Consider the following 18,250-nt stretch of genomic DNA (forward strand, 5'->3'; position numbering starts at 1 on the left):
TCCAGGCCGCGCGCTACGACCAATCGACAACAGCAATCCGGGAGGTCTTGATGGCTTTGGTGATCGAAGGCGAGGAGCGGATCGCCGCACCCGTCGAAAAGGTGTGGGAGGCCCTCAACGACCCGGAAATCCTGAAAGAGGCGATTCCCGGCTGCCAGAGCCTGGAAAAGAGTTCGGACACCGAGATGGCGGCGACCGTGGTGCTGAAGATCGGGCCGATCAAGGCGACCTTCAATGGCGAAGTGACGCTGAAGAACCTCAAGCCGCCGCATTCCTACACCATCCAGGGCGAAGGCAAGGGCGGGATTGCCGGTTTCGCCAAGGGCGGCGCCGACGTGACGCTGACCGAGGATGGGCCGGATGCGACGGTGCTCAAATACGCCGCCAAGGCCGAGGTCGGCGGCAAGATCGCGCAGCTCGGCAGCCGGCTGATCCAGTCGACATCAAAGAAGCTTGCGGGGCAGTTCTTCTCGACGTTCGGGGAGAAGGTCGGCGCCTGACCCTGCCCTCGAGGACTACTCGAACACGATGCTCGGCACGGCGGCTTCGGCCGCGCCGCGCTCTTCCTGGACCCGGTCCCAGACCTTCGAGGCGATGTCGCGATAGATCTTTGCTTCCGCGCCCTCCGGCTTGGAGGCTACGACCGGCGCGCCGGCGTCCGAGCTTTCGCGGATTCCCATTTCCAGCGGCACCTCGCCGAGGAAGGTGACGCCGAGGCGCTCGGCCTCGCGCCGCGCACCGCCATGGCCGAAAATGTCGTAGCGCTTGCCGGTGTCGGGCGCGAGGAAGTAGCTCATGTTCTCGACGATGCCGAGCAGCGGCACGTCGACCTTCTTGAACATATTGAGGCCCTTGCGGGCGTCGATCAGCGCCAGGTCCTGCGGCGTCGAGACGATGACTGCGCCGGCGAGCGGCACCTGCTGGGCCATGGTGAGCTGGGCGTCGCCGGTGCCGGGCGGCATGTCGACCACAAGCACGTCGAGCGGACCCCAATCGACCTCGCGCAGCATCTGCGTCAGCGCCGACATAACCATCGGGCCGCGCCAGATCATCGGCGTCTCCTCGTCAACGAGGAAGCCCATCGACATGACCTTGAGGCCATAATTCTGCATCGGCTTCAGGATCTTGCCGTCGACCGTCTGCGGCCGGCCATGGATGTTGAGCAGCCTCGGCATCGACGGCCCATAGATGTCGGCGTCGAGCACGCCAACCTTCAAGCCGTTGGCGGCGAGGCCAAGCGCCAGGTTGACAGCGGTGGTCGACTTGCCGACGCCGCCCTTGCCCGAGGCGACCGCGATGATGGCGCCGATGCCGGGCACGCCGCGCTTGCCGTGGCTTTGCGACGCGGGCGCGTGCGGCGCGGGACGCTGCGGCTGCGGTGCGGCAGGACGCGAAGCGGCCGGGCGCGCCGGAACCGCCGCTTCCATGCCGCCGCCCTTCTTCTCAGCCGTCAGCGCGACGACGGCGCTGGCGACGCCGGGGATGGCCTTCACCGCGCGCTCAGCCGCGGCGCGCAGCGGTTCCAGTTCCTGGGCACGCGCGGCGGGGACGGTAATCGAGAAGAAGACCTTGGAATCGGCGATAAATATCTCCGAGACCATGCCGAGATCGACGATGTTGCCGGTGAAGTCCGGCCCGTTCACCGTCTTCAGGCGCTCGACGACGGATTCCTTGGTAATGGACATGAGCTTTTTCCCGGGCGTTTGCGGGGTCAGATAATGCAGTTCCGGGCGAGAACCAAGCTTCGGAACGACATGTGCGGCGACATGCCTTCAAAAACTTGCACGCCCTGTCGGGTTTCGCGTGCGCCTTCCGTCTTCCAGACAGATGCATCCGACTGCGCAAGCTGCAGTCGCCGGAAGACGGCGCAACCCTATTTTCCCGGTTTCCGGCGCGGCGGCCCGAACGGAGCAGCCTGCAGAGAAAGGAGACACTCATGCTCGCAAACAGCAACGCCACTGCCAATATCGCGGTGAAGGACCTGGAAAGGGCCAAGGCGTTTTACGAAGGTACGCTCGGCCTCAGCCAGGTTGACGACATGGGCGGCGAGCTGATCGTCTATAAAAGCGGCGACACGCTCATCAACGTCTACCATTCGCAGTTCGCCGGCACCAACAAGGCGACGGCGGTGACGTGGGCGGTCGGCGACCAGATCGGCGCGATCGTCAAATCGTTGAAGTCGAAGGGAGTCACTTTCGAGCGTTACGACATGCCGGGGCTGACGCTCGAGGGCGACATCCATGTCGGTCACGGCATGAGGGTCGCCTGGTTCAAGGATCCCGACGGCAACATCCTGAACCTGGTGGACAAATAGCCCCGCTACGAGGTTGACCGCCGGCGATCACCCGGCCAACTGTGTGACGAAATAGGTCAACGCCGAAATCGCCGCCGTCGCCGGCAAGGTGATCACCCAGGCGACGACGATGTTGCCGGCGATGCCCCAGCGCACGGCGGAGACGCGGCGGGCGGCGCCCACGCCGATAATGGCGCCGGTGATGGTGTGAGTGGTCGAGACCGGAACACCGAGCCAAGTGGCCGCGAAAAGCGTGATGGCGCCGCCGGTCTCGGCGCAAAAGCCCTGCATTGGGTTCAGCCGCGTGATCTTCGATCCCATCGTGTGCACGATGCGCCAGCCGCCAAGCAGCGTGCCCAGCGCCAGCGCCGACTGGCAGGTTAGGACCACCCACAGCGGCACGTAGAAGCTCTGGCCGAGCATGCCTTGCGAATAGAGCAGCACGGCGATGATGCCCATGGTCTTCTGCGCGTCGTTGCCGCCATGTCCCAGCGAATAGAGCGAAGCGGAGAAGAACTGCAGCACGCGAAACGTGTTGTCGACCGCGAACGGCGTCTGGCGCACGAACAACCAGGAGACCAGGAGAACCAGGACCAGCGCGAGCACGAATCCAGTCGCCGGCGAGAGCACGATGGCCGCGACCGTCTTGCCGAGCCCCGACCAGACGATGGCGCCGGTCCCGGCCTTGGCGACGCCGGCACCGACCAGGCCGCCGATCAGCGCGTGCGAACTGCTCGACGGAATGCCGGCGACCCAGGTGACGATGTTCCAGACGATGGCGCCGACAAGCGCCGAGAAGATCACCGCCGGCGTGACGATGCTGGCGTCGACAATGCCTTTCCCCACCGTCTCGGCAACATGCAGGCCGAAGAACAGGAAGGCGATGAAATTGAAGAAAGCCGCCCAGAACACCGCGTAATGCGGCCTGAGCACCCGGGTGGAGACGATCGTCGCGATCGAATTGGCGGCGTCGTGCAGTCCGTTGAGGAAATCGAAGAACAGGGCCACGGCGACGAGGCCGATCAGCAGCGGAAGAGCGATCGTGGCGTCCATCGCCTAGACGTTCTCGATCACGATGCCGCTGATCTCGTTGGCGACGTCCTCGAAGCGGTCGACCACCTTTTCCAGCTGGCTATAGATTTCCGAGCCGATCAGGTAAGCCATCGGGTCACTGCGGCCGTGATGCCTGAACAGATCCTTGAGGCCCTGCTCGTGCAGGTCGTCGGCGCGGCCTTCGACGCGCATGACCTCCTCGGCGATCGCGTTGAGGCGCGCTGCGTTGGCGCCAACCTTGCCGAGCAGCGGGATCGCCTCCGCGACCAGCCGGGCAGCCTGGACGATGACGCCACCCATATCCCGCATCAGCGGGTCGAACTCTTTCACCTCGAACAGTTTCACCGTCTTGACGGTCTTGTGCATCATGTCGATGGCGTCATCCATCGACTGGATCAGGTCCTTGATGTCGCCGCGATCGAAAGGGGTGATGAAGGAGCGTCTGACCGCAAGCAGGACCTCGGCAGTGATGCCGTCGGCCTCGTTTTCGAGATCGACGATTGTCTGGCACCAGCGGTCGATGTCCTCGCCGTTGAGAAGATGCTGAAGGGCTTCGGCGCCCCCGACCACGGTGCGTGAATGGCGTTCGAACAGTTCGAAGAAGCGATCCTCGCGCGGCAACAGCTTGCGAAACCAGCCCAGCATCTCGTCCTCCTCAATCCGCCCTACCCACATAGCGCCATGTGCGGCGCGGGAAAACTGATAGCCGGCTCAAAAATGTGGACGATGTCCGATTGCGCGTGCGTCTTGCGCGGCAAGGCGATTTCCCCGACCCTGAGCAAAACCGTGGTGGATCGGTATTACATGATCGACAAACTGGAGTTCTTCCTCGCGCTGGCCAAGGAAGAGCATTTCGGCCGGGCGGCGGAGGTGTGCGGCGTCACTCAGCCGACGCTGTCGGCCGGCATCAAGCAGCTCGAGGAGCAGCTCGGCGTCATGCTGGTGCTGCGCGGCTCCCGCTTCCAAGGGCTGACACCGGAAGGCAAGCAGGTGTTGGGCTGGGCGCGCCGCATCGTCGGCGACACAAGGACGATGCGCGAGGAGATGCGGGCGGCGCGCCACGGCCTTGCCGGTCGTATCCGAATCGCCGCCGTTCCGACGGCGCTGGCCATGGTGGCACGGCTGACGACGCCGTTTCGCGAAAAGCATCCGGGCGTCACCTTCTCCGTCCTGTCGCGGACCTCGATCGAGGTGCTGTCGCTGCTCGGCAATTTCGACGTCGATGCCGGCATCACCTATCTCGATAACGAGCCGCTCGGTCGCGTCACCAGCGTGCCCCTCTATGACGAGCGCTACCAGTTGATCACGGCGATCGGGAACCCCTATTCCGATCGCGACAAAGTGACATGGGCCGAAATCAGCCAGTTGCCGCTTTGTCTTCTCACCCCGGATATGCAGAACCGCCGCATCATCGACCAGCATCTGGCGGAAGCCGGCGTGCAGGTGCGGCCCACGTTGGAATCCAACTCGATGATCGTGCTGTTCTCGCATATCCGTACCGGCAAATGGTCGTCGATCATGCCGCTCAACCTAGCGGAAACATTCGGCTTTTCCGAACCGATCCGGGCCATTCCGATCGTCGAGCCGGACGCCAGCCACACGGTCGGTCTGGTGGCAGCGCCGCGCGAGCCGCACACGCCGCTGGTGCAGGCGCTGCTGGACGAGGCGATGGCGCTCGCAGACGATTTCCGTCGTCATCGCTAGGCTAGAGAATGCGAGCCACCGCTTTTCGATAGAGAATTTCTATCGATCGACGGGAGCGCTTTATTGATTTCGGAGGTTTCCTCTGATTTCGTAAGGACTTAGCGATATTGCGCCCTATGGATGTCGTTGCCCCGAAACCGCTCTATATTCGGAGGTGACATACATTGGCCGCCACGACCAGGGAGGGCGCTGCGTGACCATGCAGGCCGCAAGTACCGAGATCGCGTCGCGCACGGCTGCGATCATTGACGAGATGAAGGGCATCGAGGGCCCGCTGTTGCCGATCCTGCACAGCATACAGGACGAGTTCGGATACGTTCCGAAGGATGCACTGCCGGTGATTGCCGATGGGCTGAACCTCTCGCGGGCCGAGGTGCATGGCGTGGTCAGCTTCTATCACGATTTCCGCGCCAAGCCGGCCGGACGGCACGTGCTGAAGCTCTGCCAGGCCGAAGCCTGCCAATCGATGGGCTCGGATGCGGTCGCCGCCAAGGTCAAGCAGTTGCTCGGCATCGATTTCCACGAGACCACGCGCGACGGATCGGTTACACTGGAGCCGGTCTATTGCCTCGGGCTTTGCGCCTGCTCGCCTTCGGCGATGCTCAACGGCGAAGTCATCGGCCGGCTCGATGACGAGAAGATCGAAGAGATCGTCGCGGAGGTGCGTTCATGATCCCGCGCATCTATATCCCGGCAGACTCCGGCGCGCTGGCGCTCGGTGCCGAGAAGGTCGCCAAGGCGATCGAGAAAGAGCTCAAGGAGCGTGGCGTTGAGGCCAAGATCGTGCGCAACGGTTCGCGCGGCGCCTATTTCCTTGAGCCAATGGTCGAAGTGGCGACCGACAAGGGGCGCATCGCCTACGGGCCGGTGAAGCCGTCCGACGTCAAGAGCCTGTTCGACAGCGGCTTCCTCACCGGCGGCCACCACAAGCGCTGGCTGGGCACACCCGACAAGATCCCCTTCCTCGCCAAGCAGACGCGGCTGACCTTCGCGCGCTGCGGCATCAACGACCCGCTTTCGCTCGATGCCTACAAGTCGCTCGGCGGCCTGAGCGGCCTGCAGAACGCCGTCGCCATGGCGCCGGCCGATGTCGTCAAGCAGGTCACCGAGTCCGGCCTGCGCGGCCGCGGCGGCGCAGGCTTCCCGACTGGCATCAAGTGGAAGACGGTGCTGGATACCGCGAGCGACCAGAAATACATCGTCTGCAACGCCGACGAGGGCGACAGCGCCACTTTTGCCGACCGCATGATCATGGAAGGCGACCCCTTCGTGCTGATCGAAGGCATGGCGATCGCCGGCATTGCCACCGGCGCCACCAAGGGTTTCGTCTATATCCGCTCGGAATATCCGCATGCGGTGGCGACGATGAACAAGGCCGTCGCGATCGCCCGCAAGGCCGGCGTGCTGGGCCTCAACGTGCTGGGCTCGCCCAACGCCTTCGACATGGAAATCCGCGTCGGTGCCGGCGCCTATGTCTGCGGCGAGGAAACCTCGCTGCTCAACAGCCTCGAGGGCAAGCGCGGCGTGGTGCGCGCCAAGCCGCCGCTGCCGGCCATTCAAGGGTTGTTCGGCAAGCCGACGGTGATCAACAATGTGATCAGCCTGGCCTCGGTGCCGATCATCATGGACAAGGGCGCCACCTACTACAAGGATTTCGGCATGGGCCGCTCGCGCGGCACGATCCCGATCCAGATCGCGGGTAACGTCAAGCATGGCGGGCTGTTCGAGACCGCCTTCGGCCTGACACTGGGCGAAATCGTCGACGACATCGGCGGCGGCACGGCTTCCGGGCGTCCGGTGAAGGCGGTGCAGGTCGGCGGGCCGCTCGGCGCCTATTTCCCTCGCGCGCTGTTCGACACGCCCTTCGACTATGAGGAATTCGCCAAGCGCGACGGACTCATCGGCCATGCCGGCATCACCGTGTTCGACGACACGGCCGACATGCTGAAGCAGGCGCGCTTCGCCATGGAATTCTGCGCCATCGAAAGCTGCGGCAAGTGCACGCCCTGCCGCATCGGTTCGACGCGCGGCGTGGAGGTTCTGGACAAGGTCGCCGCTGGCATCGAGGCGGAGAAGAACCTCGCTCTGGTCACCGACCTCTGCAACACGATGAAATTCGGATCGCTCTGCGCGCTGGGCGGCTTCACGCCCTACCCGGTGATGAGCTCGATCACGCATTTCCCCGAGGATTTCAAGCCCGCGCCGGCGCGCGTGGCGGCTGAATAGGAGCTGGCAGATGAACATCAAGGCCGACTTCCCGACACTCATCCAGGAGATCGACTACGGAACGCCGGAGTCGAAAGCGACGAAGCAGGTCACCCTGACGGTCGACGGGCAAAGCATCACCGTGCCGGAAGGCACCTCGATCATGCGCGCGGCGATGGAAGGCGGGGTCGAGATCCCGAAGCTTTGCGCCACCGACATGCTGGACTCCTTCGGCTCCTGCCGCGTCTGCCTGGTTGAAATCGAAGGGCGCGGCGGCACGCCGGCCTCCTGCACGACGCCGGTCGGAGAAGGCATGGTGGTGCGCACGCAGTCCGACCGGCTTGACGCCATCCGTCGCGGCGTCATGGAGCTTTATGTCTCCGACCATCCGAGCGGCTGGAACGAAAAGGCGGGAACCGGCGCCAGCGAGTTCGACGCGGTGGCGAAATCGGTCGGCCTGACCGAAAACCGTTACGGCGTCGAGGGCCGCAACCACGTCAAGGAAGAAGGCGGCGTCGCGCCCGGCCATGGCTCGCTGGCGGTCGACTATATCGCCCGTGACGAATCCAACCCCTATTTCACCTATGACCCGGCGCAGTGCATCGTCTGCTCGCGCTGCGTGCGCGCCTGCGAAGAGGTGCAGGGCACCTTCGCGCTGACCATCGAGGGCCGCGGCTTCGAGTCACGCATGGTCGCCGGCATGCATGAGGATTTCATCGCTTCGGAATGCGTGTCCTGCGGCGCTTGCGTGCAGGCCTGCCCGACCGACGCGCTGCGCGAGAAGACGGTGCTGGAAAAAGGCATGCCGGAGCGCTCGGCCGTCACCACCTGCGCCTATTGCGGCGTCGGCTGCTCGTTCAAGGCCGAAGTGAAGGATGACGAGGTCATCCGCATGATGCCCTACAAGGACGGCAAGGCGAACCACGGCCATTCCTGCGTGAAAGGCCGGTTTGCCTATGGCTACGCCACGCACAAGGACCGCATCCTGTCGCCGATGATCCGCGAGAAGATCACCGATCCCTGGCGCGAAGTGAGCTGGGAAGAGGCGATCGCCCACACGGCGAAGGAATTCCGCCGCATCCAGTATCAGTATGGACGCACCGCGATCGGCGGCATCACCTCCTCGCGCTGCACCAACGAGGAGACCTACCTCGTCCAGAAACTGGTGCGGCAGGGCTTCCGCAACAACAATGTCGACACCTGCGCGCGCGTTTGCCATTCGCCGACCGGCTACGGGCTCGGCCAGACCTACGGCACCTCGGCCGGCACGCAGGATTTCGATTCGGTCGAATACACCGATGTCGCCGTTATCATCGGCGCCAATCCGGCTTCCGCCCATCCGGTCTTCGCCTCGCGGCTGAAGAAGCGGCTGCGCCAGGGCGCCAAGCTGATCGTGATCGATCCGCGCCGCACCGAGATGGTGAAATCGGCGCATATAGAGGCGGACTATCACCTGCCCTTGAAGCCCGGCACCAACGTCGCGGTGCTGACGGCGCTGGCGCATGTCATCGTCACCGAAGGCCTGTTCGACGAAGCCTTCATCCGCGAGCGTTGCGACTGGACCGAGTTCCAGGATTGGGCGTCCTTCGTCGCCCTGCCGGAAAACAGCCCGGAGACGGTCGGCAAGCTGTCCGGCGTCGACCCGGAAGTCATCCGGGGCGCCGCGCGGCTCTACGCCAAGGGCGGTAATGGCGCGATCTATTACGGCCTTGGCGTCACCGAGCACAGCCAGGGTTCGACCACGGTGATGGCGATCGCCAATCTCGCGATGGCCACCGGGAATATCGGTCGTCCCGGCGTCGGCGTGAACCCGTTGCGCGGCCAGAACAATGTGCAGGGATCCTGCGACATGGGTTCCTTCCCGCATGAGCTGCCGGGCTACCGCCATATCTCCGGCGATGCCGTGCGCGACATCTATGAGAGCCTGTGGGGCGTGAAGCTGGACGAGGAACCGGGCCTGCGCATCCCAAACATGCTGGACGCCGCGGTAGACGGTTCGTTCAAGGGCATCTACATCCAGGGCGAAGATATCCTGCAGTCCGATCCCGACACCAAGCATGTCGCCGGCGGCCTCGCAGCAATGGAATGCGTGGTCGTGCACGACCTCTTCCTCAACGAGACGGCGAACTACGCGCATGTCTTCCTGCCGGGCTCGACTTTCCTGGAGAAGGACGGCACCTTCACCAATGCCGAGCGCCGCATCAACATGGTGCGCAAGGTGCTGGAACCGAAGGCGCGCTACGCCGACTGGGAGGCGACACAGGAGCTCGCCCGCGCCATCGGGCTCGACTGGAACTATACGCATCCCTCGCAGATCATGGACGAGATCGCCAAGACGACGCCGAGCTTCGCCGGCGTATCGTTCGAACTGCTCGAGCGCGTCGGCTCGGTGCAGTGGCCCTGCAACGAGAAGGCCCCGCTCGGCACGCCGATCATGCATGTCGACGGCTTCGTGCGCGGCAAGGGCAAGTTCATCCGCACCGAGTATGTGGCGACGGACGAACGCACCGGCCCGCGCTATCCGCTGCTGCTCACCACCGGCCGCATCCTCTCGCAGTACAATGTCGGCGCTCAGACCAGGCGCACCGAAAACGTCGCGTGGCATGCCGAGGATCGGCTGGAGATCCATCCGCATGACGCCGAGGTTCGCGGCGTGCGCGAGGGCGACTGGGTGCGGCTGGCGAGCCGCTCCGGCGAAACCACGCTGCGCGCGCTGATCACCGACCGCGTCTCGCCCGGTGTCGTCTACACGACCTTCCACCATCCGGACACGCAGGCCAACGTGATCACCACCGACTTCTCGGATTGGGCGACGAACTGTCCGGAATACAAGGTCACCGCCGTCCAGGTGGCGCCGTCCAACGGCCCGACCGACTGGCAGAAGGACTATAACGAGCAGGCTCGGCAGAGCCGTCGTATCGCCCCGCTGGCGGCGGCGGAGTAGTCTTGACCGGGCGGCGCAAAGCCACGACGCAAATCTCGCGGTTGGCGCATCGCGCCGGCGGCACCGCGGCCGCGAGCCGCATGGTGCCGGAAGAGACGCCGGTGGCGTTCTCTTTTGCCGGCACCACGCATGCGGTGATGATGGCGAGCCCCGCCGACTTCGAGGATTTCGCGCTCGGCTTCTCGCTGACAGAGGGCATCATCGCCGACCCGAAAGAGATCGACGCGATCGAGGTCGAGGATCTCGGCGTCGGCATCGATATCCAGATCCGGCTGAAGGACCAGGCAAACACGCGCTTCCAGGCGCGGCGGCGCCGGCTGGCCGGGCCGGTCGGCTGCGGCTTGTGTGGCATCGAATCCATCGAGGAGGCGATGCGCTCGGTCGACGCTGTTGGTGCGTCACGACTTACGCTTCAAGCGGAAGATATAACGAGCGCCGTCCACCTTCTATCGAAGCAGCAGCCGTTGCACACCGAGACCGGCGCGGTGCATGCCGCAGGGTTCTATGTTCCCGGCAAGGGCATCGTGATGGCGCGCGAGGATATCGGGCGGCACAATGCGCTCGACAAGCTCGCCGGCGCGCTGGCCAAGGCCGGCATCGATGGCGCGAGCGGTGCGGTCGTGGTGACCTCGCGCATCTCGGTCGAGATGGTGCAGAAGACGGCCGCGATCGGCGCCTCCATCATCATGGCGGTTTCGGCGCCGACGGCGCTGGCCATCCGCACGGCGGACGCCGCCGGCATGACGCTTGTGGCGCTGGTGCGCGGGGACGATTTCGATATTTTCACCCACCCGGGACGGGTGGCTTCCGGAGTTGCCAAGCATGTCGCATGACGAAGACCACATCGCCAGCACCGCGGAAAAGCTGGTGCGCATGGCAAACCAGATCGCCACCTTCTTCCATTCGAAGCCGCGGGAGGAAGGCATTGCCGGCGTTGCAGAGCACATCAACAAGTTCTGGGAGCCACGGATGCGGCGGCAGCTCTTCGAGCTGCTCGACGGCGACGCTGAGGATTTCGACGAGTTGGTGATCGCCGCCTCGGCCAAGATCAAGCGGCCGATCTCCCCTGCGGAGGCCGACAGGAAGCTTGGGGTCACAGCCTTTCCGGCCGATATCGCCGCTTCGCAGGAATGATGTAGCGGCCGGACGGCCTTATATTCCTTTCCGCTAAAGTTTAAGCTGCCGCTATCGGCGCGGCTCTGCTATGGTCGGCGACAGGAAATCGTCTGGCCGGCGGGGTAGTTTGCGTGAGGCCGATCGAGACCAGATACGCCCGTAGCGGAGAGGTGCGGATCGCCTATCAGGTGGTCGGCCAAGGCGCGTTCGATCTTGTCTTCGTACCGGGCTTCATCTCCAATCTCGACCTGCATTGGGAAGACGAGGGCTACAGCCGCCTGCTGAAACGGCTCTCCGCCTTCTCGAGGCTGATCCTGTTCGACAAGCGCGGCACCGGGCTTTCCGATCGCGTTGACACCCACCACCTGCCCAGCCTCGAGACGCGCATGGACGACGTGCGCGCGGTGATGGACGCCGCCGGCAGCGGCCGGGCGGCGATCCTCGGCGCCTCGGAAGGCGCGCCGATGGCGATGCTGTTCGCCGCCAGCTATCCGGAGCGGACGCGGGCGCTGGTGCTTTACGGCGGCTATGCGCATTTCCACAAATGGGTGATGCCGCCGGAGCGGCTGGAGACCTTCATTGAGACGGCGGAGACGTCGTGGGGCACTGGCGCGACCTTGCCCAATTTCGCGCCGGGCCGGGTGGATGACACGCATTTTGCGCAATGGTGGGCGCGGTTCGAGCGGCTTTCAGCCAGCCCGACGGCCGCGGCGGCGCTTGCCCGCATGAATGCCGGCATAGACGTGCGCGGCATCCTGCCTATGATCAGCGCGCCGACATTGCTTATCCATCGCCGCAACGATGCCCGCGTCAATCCCGGGGCCAGCCGGTTCCTCGCGAAGAAGATCCCGCATGCCCGGCTGGTCGAGATAGCCGGGCGCGATCATCCGATCTGGACCGGCGATGTCGACCGCGTGGCCGACCTGATCGAGGAATGCCTGACCGGCGAGCCCGCCGTGGCTGACACCGAGCGCGTGCTGGCGGCGCTGCTGGTGACACGTATCTACGATACGGCGAAGCTCGGCGACCGCATGTGGAGCGAGCGCAGCCAGCGTTTCCAGGAAACCTGGCGGCTTCTGGTCGTCCGCCATGGCGGCCGCACGGCAGGCACGCATGGCGAATTGATGATGGCGCGCTTCGATGGGCCGGCGCGCGCCGTTCGCTGCGCCGCGGCGCTGCGCGAGGCGGCGCGGCAGATCGGCGTGGCAAGCGCGCAAGGCGCGCATGTCGGCGAGATCGAAACGCGCGGCCAGCCAGTCGGGCTGACGGCGCGGGTGACGATGCAGCTCGCCGCGCATGCCGGGCGCGGCGACATCCTGGCCTCGAAACTGGTCGCCGACCTCGCGGTGGGCTCCGGCCTGCGTTTCGCCGACACCGGCCGTCTCAGTCTCGACGAGTTGGATGAGCCCCTGCCGGTGGTTCTGGCGACGTCGGAGCAGCATCTGGAACCGGCCTGCCGGCCCAGAGCAAAGCCCGCCGAGCCCGCGGCGCTGACCGCGCGCGAAAACGAGGTTGTGAACTTGATCGCCGATGGCAAGAGCAATGCCGCGATCGCCGCCGAACTCGAGCTCAGCGAGCACACGGTCAAACGGCACGTCGCCAACATCTTGCTGAAGCTCGACCTGCCGTCGCGGGCAGCGGCGGCGGCTTTTTCGGCGAGGCATGCTGGCCCAGATGGGCCATAGGGGCCATGGCGCTTTCGGGGGAAGCGCCGGGGCTGCCGTAAGCGATAGGAATTCTCCCCATGCAGGCCGGGCGATGTCGCCGGAAGGGCGCTGCGGAATGGAGGATGAAATGGTGAAACTCAGTCGCAAGATCGGATTGCTGGCATTTGCCGCAGGCGCATTGCTGGCCATTACCCCGGCGCGGGCCGAAGACGCTTCGGCGACCGCCGCCTACAAGGACATTCAGGCCACGCTCGGCACGGTGCCCGACATGTTCAAGACGCTGCCGGATGTCGCGGTGGCCGGCGCCTGGGCCGAGATCAAGGGCGTGCAGCTAAACCCGAACACCGCCCTCAACGGCAAGACCAAGGAGTTGATGGGCCTCGCGGTCGCTTCGCAGATCCCCTGCCAGTACTGCATCTATTTCCACACGCTGGCGGCCAAGGCGAATGGCGCGAGCGACGAGGAGATCAAGGAAGCCATCGCGATGGCGGCGATCGTGCGCCATTGGTCGACGATGCTCAACGGCAGCCAGGTCGACCTCGCCACCTTCAAGAAGCAGACCGACGACCTGTTCGCGGCCGTCAAGGCCAAGTCCCAGTAGACGAAATTCCTGCCCGGCGATGAACGTCGGGCAGCCCTTCCCTGTCAACAATATGGAGGACGAAATGCTGACCAAGACACAAACCGTGGACGGCACGGCGATCAAGAAGGCGATCGAAGGCCGTGACGGCAAGCTCTTGTCGAGCTTCTACAATGATGATGCGGTGGTGCGGGTGATCGACCGCAACAACCCGCCGAGCAAGCCGCGTGAAATCCGAGGCCGCGCGGCGATCAGCACCTTCTGGGACGACATCTGCAGCCGGGCGATGACCCACAAGGTCGACACCACGATCGCCAACGGCGACAGCCTCGCCTTCACCCAGGCGTGCAGCTATCCTGACGGTACCAAGGTGTTCGCCGCGGCGGTGCTGGAGCTCAAGAACGGCCGCATCGCGAGGCAGACCGTGGTGCAGGCCTGGGACGAGTGAGGCGGCCATGTTCAGCGCGAGGTGGCAGATCGACGCCAAGTTCGGTCACAAGCAGACCGTGATCGACCTGATGAGGAAATGGGAGCGCGAGATCGGTGCGCAGGTTGGTATTGCCGAACTGAAATTCCAGATCATGACGGGATCAATCGGCGCGCGCGAGGCGACGATCGAAACGCATCACCAGGTAGAAACGCTTGCCCAGCTCGAGGAGTTCTTCACCAAGATCGGCAAGATCGACGCGCACGCCAAATGGGGCAAGGAGATGGAGCCCTATGTCGTCTCGGGCACCAGCCAATGGACGATCTTCCGGATCGTGGAGTAGCGGCCAGCTACACCCCATCCACGGGGCGAAGATGTCGTCAGACAGGTGGGGTCCGCGCCGCGCCTTATCGGCCCTTCGGCCACCTTCTCCCCTTGAAACGGGGAGAAGGTAAGACCGACGACGCTACATCAATCCCAGCTGCTTGTAGAAGCCAAGCGCGTCGTAATAGTCGCTCTGGGTCGCGATCTTGCCGTCCTTGATGGAGAACATCGAGGCGCCGGTGAAGGAGAATTTCTTGCCGGTCGCCGCGGTGCCGTCGCCCCAGGCGCCGGTATTGGTACCGGAGAACTCCCATTCGAAGGAGACGCGGTCGCCATCGACGAGTGGCTTGCCCTTCATCGTCCAGACCGCGTCGGGAACGGCCTTCAGGAAATTGTCGATGACACCGGTCTTGGCCGCGTCTCTGCCCTTTACGGGCTTGCCAACGGAAGCGTCGTAATAGGTGACGTCGTCGGCGAAGTAGCCGGCTGCTTTCGTCGAATCATGGCCGTTCCAGGCCGCGACATACGCTTCGACCACCGATTGCGCAGTATCGGCCGCGAAGGCTGGAGCCACGGCGACAAGCGTGGCGGCGATAGCTGCTGATGCCAGAAACTCCCGGCGGTGCATTGTTGCGTTCCTCCCTGGTTGCATGCTTGCCTTCCTGTTTTAGCCGTGCGCGACCATCACGTGGCGGACGGCGGTGTAGTCTTCCAGCGCGTAGAGCGACATGTCCTTGCCATAGCCGGACTGTTTGAGGCCGCCATGCGGCATCTCGTTGGTCAGCATGAAGTGGGTGTTGATCCAGGTGCAGCCATATTGCAGGCGAGCGGCGGTCGCCATGGCGCGCGAGACGTCCTTGGTCCACACCGACGAAGCAAGGCCGTAGTCGCTGTCGTTCGCCCAACTCACCGCCTCGTCGACGTCCGCGAAGCGGGTGATGGAGACGACCGGGCCGAACACCTCGCGGCGCACGATCTCGTCTTCCTGCAGCGCCCCGGCCACGACCGTCGGCTGGTAATAGAAGCCCGAGCCCTCGCCCGGCTTGCCGCCGGTGGTGATCTCGATGTGATTCAGCTCCGATGCGCGTTCGACGAAGCTCGAGACGCGGTCGCGCTGGCGGCGCGAGATCAGGGGGCCGATCTCGTTCTCGGTGTCGTCCGGCTGGTTGTATTTGATGGTCGAGACGGCGGAAGAGAGATCGGCGACCAGCCTGTCGTAGATCTTCTTGCCGGCATAGATGCGGCAGGCGGCGGTGCAGTCCTGGCCGGCATTGTAATAGCCGAAGGCGCGCAACCCCTTGACGACCGCGCCCAAATCGGCGTCGTCGAAGACGATGACCGGCGCCTTGCCGCCGAGTTCCAGATGCGTGCGCTTGACCGACTTGGCGGCCGCCTGCAGCACTTTCTTGCCGGTGGCGACATCGCCGGTGATCGAGATCATGTTGACCTTCGGATGGTTGATGAGCGTGTTGCCGACGCTGTCGCCGCGGCCGAGCACGACATTGACGACGCCCTCGGGCAGGATCTCGGCGAGGATCTTCGCCAGCTTCAGCGAAGTCAGCGGCGTCTGCTCGGACGGCTTGAAGACGACCGTGTTGCCGCCGCCGATCGCCGGCGCCAGCTTCCAGGCCATCATCATCATTGGATAGTTCCAGGGCGCGATCGAGGCGACGATGCCGACAGGGTCGCGCCGCACCATCGAGGTGTGGCCGGCAATATATTCGCCGGCCACCTGGCCGGGCATCGAGCGCACCGCGCCGGCAAAGAAGCGGTAGCAGTCGATGATCGCCGGAATCTCGTCATTGAGCACGGCATTGATCGGCTTGCCGCAGTTCAGCGCCTCAAGTGCCGCGAACTCCTTCGCCTCGGCCTCGATGCGATCGGCGATCTTGAGCAGATAGGCTGAACGCTGCGCCGGCGTAGTGCGCGACCAGCCGACGAAGGCTCGTTCGGCGGCACCGACGGCCGCCTCGATCTGCGCCGGACCCGCCTCAGGCAAGTTCAGGATCGTAGCGCCAGTCTTTGGATTGAGGATCGGCTCCTCGGTTTCGGTGCCCTTCTCGAATTTCGAGCCGATCAGCATCTGGGTATCCATAGGGTTTCTCCCTGATTAGGAGCGAATAGGGAGTAGCGAATAGCGAATAGGGAGATCGACAGCGGAACCCTATTCGCTACTCGCTATTCGCTACTCGCTGTTTTCATTTTCCACTTCCCGCGATCTGGTCGCCGTCGCGGGTCAGGTAATAGGCAAAGAGGATCGGCAGCAGCGTCATCAGCACGACGACCATGGCCACGACATTGGTGACCGGGCGCTGGCGCGGACGGATCAGCTCCTCCAGCATCCAGATCGGCACCGTCTGCTGCTGGCCGGCGGTGAAGGTGGTGACGATGACCTCGTCGAAGGACAGCGCGAAGGCGAGCATGCCGCCCGCGAGCAGCGCCGTGGCGATGTTCGGCAGCACGACATGGCGGAAGGTCTGGAAACCGTCGGCGCCGAGGTCCATCGAAGCTTCGATCATCGAGCCCGAGGTGCGGCGGAAGCGGGCGACGGCGTTGTTGTAGACGACGACCACGCAGAAGGTCGCGTGGCCGAGCACGATCGTCCAGAACGAGAAGGGAATATCGGCCAGCGAAAAGGCCGAGCGCAGCGCGATGCCGGTGATGATGCCGGGCAGCGCGATCGGCAGGATAACCAAGAGCGAGATGGCCTCGCGGCCGAAGAAGCGCGTCTGCGACACGGCGGCGGCGCAGAGCGTACCGAGCACCAGCGCGATCGCCGTCGAGATGGCGGCGACGCGCACCGACAGCGACAGCGCGTCCCAGACGTCCGGACGGTTCCATGTGACGGCGAACCATTGGGTGGTGAGCCCAGGGGGCGGCCAGACGAAGCTCTTCTCCTCTGTCGTGAAGGCGTAAACAAAGATCAAAAGGATCGGCAGGTGGAGGAAGAGCAGCCCGCAGGCGGCGGCGACCTTGAGGCCGAGCGGAGCACGTTGACCACGGTCAGAGCGCATCGAAAGCCCCCATGTGCTTGGCGCCCCAGAGATAGAAGCCCATGATGACGATGGGCACCACGGTGAAAGCGGCGGCCAAGGGGATGTTGCCGGCGGTGCCCTGCTGTGAATAGACGGCCTGGCCGATAAACAGGCGCGAGGTGCCGATGATTTGCGGGATGATGTAGTCGCCAAGCGTCAGCGAAAAGGTGAAGATCGAGCCGGCGACGATACCTGGCAGCGCCAGCGGGAACAGTACGTTGCGGAAGGTCTGTCCGGGCGAGGCGCCGAGATCGGACGAAGCCTCGACCAGATTGCCTGGGACGCGTTCGAGTGCGGCCTGCACCGGCAGGATCATGAAGGGCAGCCAGACATAGACGAAGACGATGAAGGTGCCGGTAAAGGACACCGAGAGCGAGTTGCCGCCGACGATCGGCAGCGACAGCCAGGCGTCGAGCAGCCAGAGCAGGTTCAGCTTCGCCAGCAGCCAGGTGAGGATGCCTTCCTTGGCGAGGATCAGCTTCCAGGCATAGATCTTGACCAGGTAGCTCGACCACAGCGGCAGCATGACGCCAAGATAGAACAGCGCCTTCCAGCGCCCGCGCGCATAGCGCGCCGCGTAATAGGCGATGGGGAAGGCGATGATCGCCGAAGCTAACGTAACGAGCGCCGCCATCGTCACCGTGCGCAGAATGATGTCGAGATTGGCGGCCTGCAGCAGATCGCCATAGGTCTTCAGCGTGAACTCGCGGTTGATGAGGCCGGAGAACTCATCGATCGAGAAGAAGCTCTGCAGAAGCAGCGCGAAGAGCGAGCCGATATAGACGATGCCCAGCCACAGAAGCGGCGGGGCGAGCATCAGTGTGAGCAAAAATTTCGGACGGCGCCAGAAGAGGTCGGAGAGCGCGCCGCGCATGCCGCCGCTGCCTGGCAGGATGGCGGGA

Annotated in this window: 19 protein-coding genes; 12 read left to right on the plus strand and 7 right to left on the minus strand. The window is 64.4% G+C overall.

Annotated elements, in window-relative coordinates; genetic code table 11:
• The first annotated feature begins 50 nt into the window (after nt 1-50).
• On the plus strand, nt 51-500 hold the full coding sequence (locus P9272_RS11440) for a carbon monoxide dehydrogenase subunit G (protein ID WP_112128119.1): 450 nt from the start codon (nt 51-53) through the stop codon (nt 498-500).
• Between the two features lie 15 nt (nt 501-515).
• On the opposite strand, the gene P9272_RS11445 is transcribed toward P9272_RS11440, so the two are convergent.
• Nucleotides 516-1,685: an Mrp/NBP35 family ATP-binding protein gene (locus tag P9272_RS11445; RefSeq protein ID WP_278160626.1), complete on the minus strand. Its 1,170-nt coding sequence runs from the start codon at nt 1,683-1,685 to the stop codon at nt 516-518.
• A 251-nt stretch (nt 1,686-1,936) separates the two neighbouring features.
• Here P9272_RS11445 and P9272_RS11450 point away from each other — a divergent pair, with 251 nt between their 5' ends.
• Nucleotides 1,937-2,314 carry a VOC family protein gene (locus P9272_RS11450; protein ID WP_278160627.1) on the plus strand — a complete coding sequence of 126 codons (378 nt, stop codon included), beginning with the start codon at nt 1,937-1,939 and terminating at the stop codon, nt 2,312-2,314.
• Nucleotides 2,315-2,341: 27 nt separating this feature from the next.
• Here the strand turns inward: P9272_RS11450 and P9272_RS11455 are convergent, their stop codons facing one another.
• Together P9272_RS11455 and P9272_RS11460 are read right to left on the minus strand one after the other, a co-directional pair.
• Nucleotides 2,342-3,346 carry an inorganic phosphate transporter gene (locus P9272_RS11455; RefSeq protein WP_128256994.1) on the minus strand — a complete coding sequence of 335 codons (1,005 nt, stop codon included), beginning with the start codon at nt 3,344-3,346 and terminating at the stop codon, nt 2,342-2,344.
• A 3-nt stretch (nt 3,347-3,349) separates the two neighbouring features.
• Nucleotides 3,350-3,991 carry a DUF47 domain-containing protein gene (locus P9272_RS11460; RefSeq protein WP_128256995.1) on the minus strand — a complete coding sequence of 214 codons (642 nt, stop codon included), beginning with the start codon at nt 3,989-3,991 and terminating at the stop codon, nt 3,350-3,352.
• 159 nt (nt 3,992-4,150) lie between these two features.
• On the opposite strand from P9272_RS11460, the gene P9272_RS11465 reads away from it, so the two are divergent.
• The 10 genes from P9272_RS11465 to P9272_RS11510 all read left to right on the plus strand — a co-directional run bounded on the left by P9272_RS11465 (nt 4,151) and on the right by P9272_RS11510 (nt 14,332).
• Nucleotides 4,151-5,050: a LysR family transcriptional regulator gene (locus P9272_RS11465; protein ID WP_128256996.1), complete on the plus strand. Its 900-nt coding sequence runs from the start codon at nt 4,151-4,153 to the stop codon at nt 5,048-5,050.
• 193 nt (nt 5,051-5,243) lie between these two features.
• On the plus strand, nt 5,244-5,723 hold the full coding sequence (locus P9272_RS11470) for a formate dehydrogenase subunit gamma (RefSeq protein ID WP_128256997.1): 480 nt from the start codon (nt 5,244-5,246) through the stop codon (nt 5,721-5,723).
• A complete protein-coding gene (locus P9272_RS11475; RefSeq protein WP_278160628.1) occupies nt 5,720-7,276 on the plus strand; it encodes an NADH-quinone oxidoreductase subunit NuoF in 1,557 nt (518 codons plus the stop codon). The genes P9272_RS11470 and P9272_RS11475 overlap by 4 nt, the downstream gene beginning before the upstream one ends.
• Before the next feature lie 10 nt (nt 7,277-7,286).
• The gene (gene fdhF, locus P9272_RS11480; RefSeq protein ID WP_278160629.1) at nt 7,287-10,199 is read left to right on the plus strand and encodes a formate dehydrogenase subunit alpha; all 2,913 of its coding nucleotides are present in this window, start codon (nt 7,287-7,289) and stop codon (nt 10,197-10,199) included.
• Between the two features lie 2 nt (nt 10,200-10,201).
• Nucleotides 10,202-11,032: a formate dehydrogenase accessory sulfurtransferase FdhD gene (fdhD, locus tag P9272_RS11485; RefSeq protein WP_278160630.1), complete on the plus strand. Its 831-nt coding sequence runs from the start codon at nt 10,202-10,204 to the stop codon at nt 11,030-11,032.
• Nucleotides 11,022-11,333 carry a formate dehydrogenase subunit delta gene (locus P9272_RS11490; protein ID WP_128257001.1) on the plus strand — a complete coding sequence of 104 codons (312 nt, stop codon included), beginning with the start codon at nt 11,022-11,024 and terminating at the stop codon, nt 11,331-11,333. The genes fdhD and P9272_RS11490 overlap by 11 nt, the downstream gene beginning before the upstream one ends.
• Nucleotides 11,334-11,446: 113 nt before the next feature.
• A complete protein-coding gene (locus P9272_RS11495) occupies nt 11,447-13,000 on the plus strand; it encodes an alpha/beta fold hydrolase (protein ID WP_278160631.1) in 1,554 nt (517 codons plus the stop codon).
• A gap of 109 nt (nt 13,001-13,109) precedes the next feature.
• The gene (locus P9272_RS11500) at nt 13,110-13,583 is read left to right on the plus strand and encodes a carboxymuconolactone decarboxylase family protein (RefSeq protein ID WP_278160632.1); all 474 of its coding nucleotides are present in this window, start codon (nt 13,110-13,112) and stop codon (nt 13,581-13,583) included.
• Between the two features lie 64 nt (nt 13,584-13,647).
• Nucleotides 13,648-14,010: a nuclear transport factor 2 family protein gene (locus P9272_RS11505; RefSeq protein WP_128257004.1), complete on the plus strand. Its 363-nt coding sequence runs from the start codon at nt 13,648-13,650 to the stop codon at nt 14,008-14,010.
• A 7-nt stretch (nt 14,011-14,017) separates the two neighbouring features.
• A complete protein-coding gene (locus P9272_RS11510) occupies nt 14,018-14,332 on the plus strand; it encodes a hypothetical protein (RefSeq protein ID WP_278160633.1) in 315 nt (104 codons plus the stop codon).
• A gap of 123 nt (nt 14,333-14,455) precedes the next feature.
• On the opposite strand, the gene P9272_RS11515 is transcribed toward P9272_RS11510, so the two are convergent.
• From P9272_RS11515 to P9272_RS11530, 4 genes are all read right to left on the minus strand, one after another.
• On the minus strand, nt 14,456-14,941 hold the full coding sequence (locus P9272_RS11515) for an ester cyclase (RefSeq protein ID WP_278160634.1): 486 nt from the start codon (nt 14,939-14,941) through the stop codon (nt 14,456-14,458).
• Between the two features lie 39 nt (nt 14,942-14,980).
• Nucleotides 14,981-16,408, minus strand: coding sequence for a gamma-aminobutyraldehyde dehydrogenase (locus P9272_RS11520; RefSeq protein WP_128257007.1), 1,428 nt, complete (start codon nt 16,406-16,408; stop codon nt 14,981-14,983).
• A 103-nt stretch (nt 16,409-16,511) separates the two neighbouring features.
• Nucleotides 16,512-17,327 carry an ABC transporter permease gene (locus P9272_RS11525; RefSeq protein ID WP_278160635.1) on the minus strand — a complete coding sequence of 272 codons (816 nt, stop codon included), beginning with the start codon at nt 17,325-17,327 and terminating at the stop codon, nt 16,512-16,514.
• On the minus strand, nt 17,317-18,222 hold the full coding sequence (locus tag P9272_RS11530) for an ABC transporter permease (RefSeq protein ID WP_278160767.1): 906 nt from the start codon (nt 18,220-18,222) through the stop codon (nt 17,317-17,319). Before P9272_RS11530 ends, P9272_RS11525 begins: the two co-directional genes overlap by 11 nt.
• Nucleotides 18,223-18,250 lie beyond the last annotated feature (28 nt).

The organism is Mesorhizobium sp. WSM4976 (genome assembly GCF_029625685.1).
Lineage (GTDB): Bacteria > Pseudomonadota > Alphaproteobacteria > Rhizobiales > Rhizobiaceae > Mesorhizobium.

Excerpts from the sequence above, each read along its gene's own strand:
- P9272_RS11515 (WP_278160634.1), bottom strand. The coding sequence starts at position 14,941 with ATGCACCGCCGGGAGTTTCTGGCATCAGCAGCTATCGCCGCCACGCTT.
- P9272_RS11525 (WP_278160635.1), bottom strand. The coding sequence starts at position 17,327 with ATGCGCTCTGACCGTGGTCAACGTGCTCCGCTCGGCCTCAAGGTCGCC.
- P9272_RS11450 (WP_278160627.1), top strand. The coding sequence starts at position 1,937 with ATGCTCGCAAACAGCAACGCCACTGCCAATATCGCGGTGAAGGACCTG.
- P9272_RS11510 (WP_278160633.1), top strand. The coding sequence starts at position 14,018 with ATGTTCAGCGCGAGGTGGCAGATCGACGCCAAGTTCGGTCACAAGCAG.
- P9272_RS11520 (WP_128257007.1), bottom strand. The coding sequence starts at position 16,408 with ATGGATACCCAGATGCTGATCGGCTCGAAATTCGAGAAGGGCACCGAA.
- P9272_RS11505 (WP_128257004.1), top strand. The coding sequence starts at position 13,648 with ATGCTGACCAAGACACAAACCGTGGACGGCACGGCGATCAAGAAGGCG.
- P9272_RS11530 (WP_278160767.1), bottom strand. The coding sequence starts at position 18,222 with ATGCGCGGCGCGCTCTCCGACCTCTTCTGGCGCCGTCCGAAATTTTTG.
- P9272_RS11460 (WP_128256995.1), bottom strand. The coding sequence starts at position 3,991 with ATGCTGGGCTGGTTTCGCAAGCTGTTGCCGCGCGAGGATCGCTTCTTC.
- P9272_RS11475 (WP_278160628.1), top strand. The coding sequence starts at position 5,720 with ATGATCCCGCGCATCTATATCCCGGCAGACTCCGGCGCGCTGGCGCTC.
- P9272_RS11440 (WP_112128119.1), top strand. The coding sequence starts at position 51 with ATGGCTTTGGTGATCGAAGGCGAGGAGCGGATCGCCGCACCCGTCGAA.
- P9272_RS11500 (WP_278160632.1), top strand. The coding sequence starts at position 13,110 with ATGGTGAAACTCAGTCGCAAGATCGGATTGCTGGCATTTGCCGCAGGC.
- P9272_RS11465 (WP_128256996.1), top strand. The coding sequence starts at position 4,151 with ATGATCGACAAACTGGAGTTCTTCCTCGCGCTGGCCAAGGAAGAGCAT.
- P9272_RS11490 (WP_128257001.1), top strand. The coding sequence starts at position 11,022 with ATGTCGCATGACGAAGACCACATCGCCAGCACCGCGGAAAAGCTGGTG.
- P9272_RS11445 (WP_278160626.1), bottom strand. The coding sequence starts at position 1,685 with ATGTCCATTACCAAGGAATCCGTCGTCGAGCGCCTGAAGACGGTGAAC.
- P9272_RS11455 (WP_128256994.1), bottom strand. The coding sequence starts at position 3,346 with ATGGACGCCACGATCGCTCTTCCGCTGCTGATCGGCCTCGTCGCCGTG.
- fdhF (WP_278160629.1), top strand. The coding sequence starts at position 7,287 with ATGAACATCAAGGCCGACTTCCCGACACTCATCCAGGAGATCGACTAC.